This window comes from Micromonospora sp. NPDC051296, from assembly GCF_040682255.1.
Taxonomy (GTDB): Bacteria; Actinomycetota; Actinomycetes; order Mycobacteriales; family Micromonosporaceae; genus Micromonospora; species Micromonospora craterilacus.
Genome location: NZ_JBFBAO010000409.1, coordinates 1 through 5,743, shown reverse-complemented (window position 1 = coordinate 5,743; position 5,743 = coordinate 1). Strand labels below are relative to the sequence as shown.

Sequence of the window (5,743 nt, the reverse complement as noted above, 5' to 3'; positions counted from 1 at the left end):
GACCGCCCAGCCTGTCGAACTCGCCGCGCGGGAACCGGTTGACCGTGGTCGGCCGAGCGGGCCGGTGGAGCTCAGGCGCCGATGGCGCGCAGGTTGTACTGGTCGACGCCGCGGGCCGCGGACAGCGCACCGCCGGCCAGATAGGCGAGCCAGGTCAGGGGCATGGTCACGAGGCCCACGACGAGGAAGACGAGGAAGAAGTTGATCCAGAACAGCACCCAGAACGAGACCATGAGGACCACGCCGGTGACGATCCGGCCGGCGTAGATGTTGCCCACGCCGAAGATGCCGAAGAGCCCGAGGATCAGCTCCAGCGCCACCGCGGCGCCGGTCGACTTGGGCGGCGCGACCACGACGGCAGGTGGGTAGTAGGCCGGCGGCGGGCCGTACTGGGCCGGGACCGGCAGGTCGGCCGGCACGCCATGGTGCTGCTGGTACGGATCGTGGTAGCTCACCCTGCCAGTGTCGCTGGCGGAAACCACAACGTCACCCCTCCTATCGGCCCGGCCGGCCTGACGCGGCGAGGCGGGCACCGCACTGGGGGCTACCCGCCGCGGGTGTGCGGACGCCGTCAGCGGGTACGCCCCGGCTTTCGACTTCGGGAGGCGGGGATGATCGACGAGGCGCCGGACTACTTCCAGCCAGCGGGCGGGATGGTGCTCACCCATCTGCTGATCGTGCGGGACGTGGGCCGCTCGCGGGACTTTTACCGGCAGGTGCTGGGCGCGACCGTGGTGCGCGAACGCCAGCCGGCGATCCTGCGCTTCCACAACAGCTACATCGTGATCAACAACGAGGGCGGCCCCACCGACGACAAGCCGACCGTACGGGCCCTGGCGCCGCCGGACCCGGACACGCTCAGCGGCGCGATCAACATCCGGGTCACCGACGTGCACGCGGTCTACGACCAGTGGCGGGCGCGCGGCGGGGAGTTCCTGACCGAGCCCAAGGACCACGGCGTGGAGATCCGCTGCTACCTGCGGGACCCGGACGGCTACCTGATCGAGGTCGGACAGGCGACCGGGATCCTCGCCGAGCAGGGCCGCACCGCCGCCGGGCCGGGCCGGGCCGCCACCTGACGAGCCGCCGCCCGAGCGGATGCGGTCCGGGCCGCCGCCCAGAGCATTCACCGACACCCCAGGAGGACAGCATGACCCAGCAGAAGCAGCGGTCGGACAGCCAGCCGCGGCTGCATCAGCACGGCCGCGAGATCCAGGCGTTCGGCACCGTCCGGCAGCTGCCGGTCGCCCTCTCGTACGACACGCGGATGTACTCGTGCGAGCGGCTGAACCGGGTCCTCGCCGACACCCGCATCCTGCACTCGCTGTACAAGAAACACCACTGGCTGATGCGGGGGCCGACCTTCTACCAACTTCACCTGCTGCTCGACAAGCACGCGGACGAACAGCTGGAACTGGTCGACATGGTCGCCGAGCGGATCCAGACGCTGGGCGGGATCGCCGTGGGCGACCCGCGGCACGTGGCCGAGCTGACCCGGGTGCCGCGCCCGCCCGACGGCGCCGAGGAGGTGCCGGCGATGCTGTCGCGCCTGCTGGAGGCGCACGAGACGATCCTCACCGACGCGCACGACGCCGCGGCCCGGGTGGTCGAGATGGGCGACGACGGCAGTAACGACATGCTGGTCTCGAACGTCATCCGGACCAACGAACTGCAGACCTGGTTTATCGCCGAACACCTCGTCGACACGCCGATCGTGTCGGTGTAGGGACCAGCTGCCGGGCCGGCGCGCGCCCGGCCGGACTGCGCGTGATCAGGGCCCGCCGAGCGGGCCCTGATCGTTTTCGGACCCGCTGCGGTGCCGATCAGGCCGGATGCGGCTCCGTGGTGTGCTCCTGCTCCCAGATCGAGGACATCTCTTCGAACGCGTGTTCCATGATCTGCACCATGGCTCGGCGCGCGCTTTCCCCGTCGCCCCGCTGGATCGACTGGGCGACGTCCGCGTGCAACTGGAGTGCCTGCTCGTGCGGGTGGTGCGGCATGAGGTGATAGTGGTGCCGGCCGATGAGCACCTCGGCGACCAGCGTCTGCAGCTTGACGAACATCTCGTTGCCGGAGGCGCGGAGCACCCGCTGGTGGAACTCGATGTCGAGGGCGAGGAAGCGTTCCTCGTCGCCGGCCTTGCCGGCGGCCCACATCTTGGCGGCGAGGCCGACCAGATCGCTCGCCTCGTCGTGGTCGACCCGCTGGGCGGCGAGCAGCGCGGCATGCGGTTCCACGGCGGTGCGCAGCTCGGTGATCGAGCGGATCTGGGCGATCCGGCCGGTCGAGGCCAGCCGCCAGCGGATCACCTGGGGGTCGAAGACGTTCCAGTCGTTGGCCGGACGGATCATGACGCCGACCCGCCGGCGGGTCTCGATGAATCCCATCGACGCGAGCACCCGGAGGACCTCGCGGATCACCGAGCGGGACACCGCGTAGCGATCGACCAGGTCGTCGATGTTGAGCACGGCGCCGGCGGTCAGATCGCCGCCGCAGATGGCGGTGCCGAGGTGGTCGAGGACGCGGCCGTGCAGCCCGGCCTCGGCGGGGGCGGACTGGGCGGGTGCAACCCCGGGGGAGGGCGGATTCACGCGTCGGATCATATCAGTTAGGTCTACCCCTTGTATAAGTCTGCTTTTTCGGCCTAGCATCCGGACGTTAAGCGGATGTAACAGGCCGAGGTCGCGTCCATCCCCCGAGGGCGGCGGCCAGGACAGTAAGGAGAGACGGACGTGGGACGTCGATCGATAATCGGTACATCTCTGGCGGTGGTGGCCGCCATGACCCTGTCCGCCTGTGGCGGCGGTGGTGACGACAGCGGCAGCTCGAACACCGTGCGGGTGACGCTGGTCAACCACGTCTGGACCGAGAACATCCGGAAGGCTCTGCCGGAGTTCGAGAAGCAGACCGGTCTCAAGGTCGAGGTCACCCAGCTCGGCGAGGACCAGCTGTCGGACCAGTACAACGTCAAGCTCAACGCCGGCTCCGGCGACATCGACGTGATGATGTACCGCCCCCTTCAGGAAGGGCGGCTGTTCGCCAAGAACAAGTACCTGGCCGACCTGACCGACAAGGCCAAGGACAGCGCCGACTTCGACTTCGGCGACTTCCAGGCCGCGCCGGTGAGCGCCACCACGTACGACGACAAGGTGGTCGGTATCCCGATCATCACCGAGCAGCAGGTTCTCTACTACCGCAAGGACCTGCTGGAGAAGTCCGGCTTCACCGCCCCGCCGAAGACGCTCGACGAGCTGAAGGCCCAGGCGGCGAAGATCCAGGCGGACAACCCGGGTGTGGCGGGCTTCGTGTCGCGGACCGGCAAGGCCGCCGCCGTCACCCAGTTCTCCAGCTTCCTGTTCAGCTTCGGTGGCGACTTCGTCGACGCCTCCGGCAAGTCGGCGGTCGGCACCGACGCCGCCAAGCAGGCGTACGCCTACTACGGCGGGCTGCTGCGCGAGCACGGCCCGGCCAACATCAGCACCGACATGAGCTGGTCCGAGGCGATGGCGATCTTCACCCAGGGTCAGGCCGCCTTCTACACCGAGGCCAACTCGCTCTACAAGAACGCCACCGACCCGGGCAAGTCGAAGGTCTCCGAGACCGTCGGGTTCGCGGCGTTCCCGGCCGGCCCGGCCGGCTCGAAGCCGTACAACATCCCCTCCTGGGGCCTGGCCGTCAACGACGCCTCGAAGAACCAGTCCAACGCCTGGAAGTTCATCGAGTGGGCGGCCGGCAAGCAGCAGACGCTGGAGCAGCAGAAGGCCGGCGTCCCCGGCGCCCGCACCTCGGTCTGGGAGAACCCGGAGGGCATCTCCACCTACCCGCAGGACATGGCCGACGCGATCACGGTGAGCCTGGCCAACGGGGTGGGCCACGACCGGCCGCTGGTCGAGCGGGTGGCGCAGGCCCGGGAGATCGTCGGGCAGCCGATCGTCGACGCCATCACCGGCAAGGACGCCGCGGCCGCGGCTGACACCGCCAACCAGGGGTTCCAGAAGTTCCTGGACGACGAGGCCCGCTAAGTCCGGGCGCGGGGGTGGTGGGGCTAAGCGCCCCGCCACCCCCGTCCGGCCTCCCCACCACGGAGATCTGATGCCAGCAGTAACCGCCCCCAGCAGAGCGCCCCGCGGCGCCTCCGTCATGCCCGACACGCCCGGCTGGGCGCGTTGGGCCAACGACCATCGCAAGTGGCTCTTCGCGGCCCCGGCCATGGCCTTCGTCGCCGCGCTGATCATCTTCCCGCTCGCCTGGACCGTGTACCTCAGCCTGACCGACTCGTCGGGATCCGTCCGCGCCGAGTCGGAGTTCATCGGCTTCCGGAACTACCTCGACGTCCTCAGCGACACCGACCGGTTCTGGCCCGCCGTCGGGCGGACCGCGGCGTTCACCGGCGCCGCGTTGTTCTTCGAGGTCGTCCTCGGCATGGCGATCGCCCTGCTGCTGTGGCGTCCGTTCCGGGGCGAGAGGTGGGTCCGGGTCGCCATCCTGCTGCCACTGGTCGCCACCCCGGTCGCCGTCGGCATGATGTGGCGGCTCATCTTCGACCCCAACATCGGCCTGGCCAACCAGGCGCTCGGCTGGATCGGCATCGGCCCGCAGCCGTGGCTGGCCGGGCAGAACACGGCGTTGCCCACCACCATCTTCATCGACATCTGGCAGTGGACGCCGATGGTCGTGCTGATCCTGCTCGCCGGGTTGACCTCGCTCTCCGACGAGCCGCAGGAAGCGGCGATGATCGACGGTGCCAGCGCCTGGCAGCGCTTCCGGCACGTCACGCTGCCGCTGCTGATGCCAACCGTGATCGTCGCGGTCCTGCTTCGCGGTATCGACGCGTTGAAGACCTTCGACATCCTCTACGCCACCAAGGGCCGCGGCGGCGGTTCGTTCAACGAGGTGGAGACCCTCAACGTGTACGCCTACGGCTTGAGCTTCGACTACAACGAGTACGGCCTCTCCTCGACGGTGCTGATCCTGTTCTTCCTGATCATCATCGGCGCGATGTGGGCCCTCACCGCGCGGAAGAAGGGGGCCGGCCGATGAGGGCAAGCGCCGGGTTCCGGACCTTCCGTGCGGTGGCGCTGGTCGTCGTCGTGCTCGCGCTGGTGGCGCCGCTGCTCTGGATGGTCGCCGCGTCGTTCAAGACCAATGTCGACATCTACGACTCCAGCAAGGCGTTGTTCTTCACGCCCACCCTGGACAACTACGACACCGTCCTGCAGCAGGCCAACTACCTCCAGTTCATCGTCAACAGCCTCTGGGTGGCCTTCGCGGCGACCGTGCTGTCGTTGCTGCTCGGCGTGCCGGCGGCGTACTCGATGAGCCGCTTCAACATGAAGAAGTCGGCGCTGGTGGTGCTGATGGCCCGGGTCATCCCCGGCGTCTCGCTGCTGGTGCCCTGGTACTACGTCTTCTCGAACCTGCGCTTGGTCGGCGGCTTCAGCGTGCTGATCCTGAGCCACATGTTCGTCTCGCTGCCGCTGATCGTCTACATCATGATGGGCTACTTCGACGGCCTGCCGGAGGAGCTGGAGGAGGCGGCGCTGGTCGACGGCCTCACCCACATCGGCGCGTTCCGGCAGATCACCCTGCCGCTGTCCGTCCCGGGTATCGCCACCGCCGGCATCCTGTCGTTCATCTTCTCCTGGAACAACTTCATGTTCGCCCTGGTGCTCTCCGGCGCGAGCACGAAGACCCTGCCCGTGGCGATCTTCGACTTCGTCGGCTACGCCAGCATCGACTGGGG

Annotated in this window: 7 protein-coding genes; 5 read left to right on the top strand and 2 right to left on the bottom strand. The window is 68.6% G+C overall.

Annotated features, from left to right (window positions below; translation table 11 throughout):
- Positions 1-71: 71 nt before the first annotated feature.
- Positions 72-455: a hypothetical protein gene (locus tag AB0M52_RS29405; protein ID WP_363960467.1), complete on the bottom strand. Its 384-nt coding sequence runs from the start codon at positions 453-455 to the stop codon at positions 72-74.
- A gap of 156 nt (positions 456-611) precedes the next feature.
- Between AB0M52_RS29405 and AB0M52_RS29400 the strand changes: the two genes are divergently transcribed.
- A complete protein-coding gene (locus AB0M52_RS29400) occupies positions 612-1,079 on the top strand; it encodes a VOC family protein (RefSeq protein WP_363960464.1) in 468 nt (155 codons plus the stop codon).
- A 71-nt stretch (positions 1,080-1,150) separates the two neighbouring features.
- Positions 1,151-1,726 (top strand): DNA starvation/stationary phase protection protein, encoded by a 576-nt coding sequence (locus AB0M52_RS29395; RefSeq protein ID WP_363960462.1) that lies wholly within the window; start codon positions 1,151-1,153, stop codon positions 1,724-1,726.
- 97 nt (positions 1,727-1,823) lie between these two features.
- Here AB0M52_RS29395 and AB0M52_RS29390 read toward each other — a convergent pair whose 3' ends face one another.
- Positions 1,824-2,591 carry an FCD domain-containing protein gene (locus AB0M52_RS29390; protein WP_363960460.1) on the bottom strand — a complete coding sequence of 256 codons (768 nt, stop codon included), beginning with the start codon at positions 2,589-2,591 and terminating at the stop codon, positions 1,824-1,826.
- A gap of 189 nt (positions 2,592-2,780) precedes the next feature.
- Between AB0M52_RS29390 and AB0M52_RS29385 the strand changes: the two genes are divergently transcribed.
- From AB0M52_RS29385 to AB0M52_RS29375, 3 genes are all read left to right on the top strand, one after another.
- Entirely contained in the window at positions 2,781-4,022 is a 1,242-nt protein-coding gene (locus tag AB0M52_RS29385) for a sugar ABC transporter substrate-binding protein (protein ID WP_363960457.1), read from the top strand.
- Positions 4,023-4,092: 70 nt separating this feature from the next.
- Positions 4,093-5,040, top strand: a complete 948-nt coding sequence (locus AB0M52_RS29380; RefSeq protein WP_363960454.1) for a sugar ABC transporter permease — start codon at positions 4,093-4,095, stop codon at positions 5,038-5,040.
- Positions 5,037-5,743, top strand: a 707-nt coding sequence (locus AB0M52_RS29375; RefSeq protein ID WP_363960451.1) for a carbohydrate ABC transporter permease, incomplete at its 3' end; no start/stop codon positions are given. The genes AB0M52_RS29380 and AB0M52_RS29375, both read left to right, overlap by 4 nt.

Coding starts and splice junctions, on each gene's coding strand:
- AB0M52_RS29400 (WP_363960464.1), top strand. CDS start 612: ATGATCGACGAGGCGCCGGACTACTTCCAGCCAGCGGGCGGGATGGTG.
- AB0M52_RS29395 (WP_363960462.1), top strand. CDS start 1,151: ATGACCCAGCAGAAGCAGCGGTCGGACAGCCAGCCGCGGCTGCATCAG.
- AB0M52_RS29385 (WP_363960457.1), top strand. CDS start 2,781: ATGACCCTGTCCGCCTGTGGCGGCGGTGGTGACGACAGCGGCAGCTCG.
- AB0M52_RS29380 (WP_363960454.1), top strand. CDS start 4,093: ATGCCAGCAGTAACCGCCCCCAGCAGAGCGCCCCGCGGCGCCTCCGTC.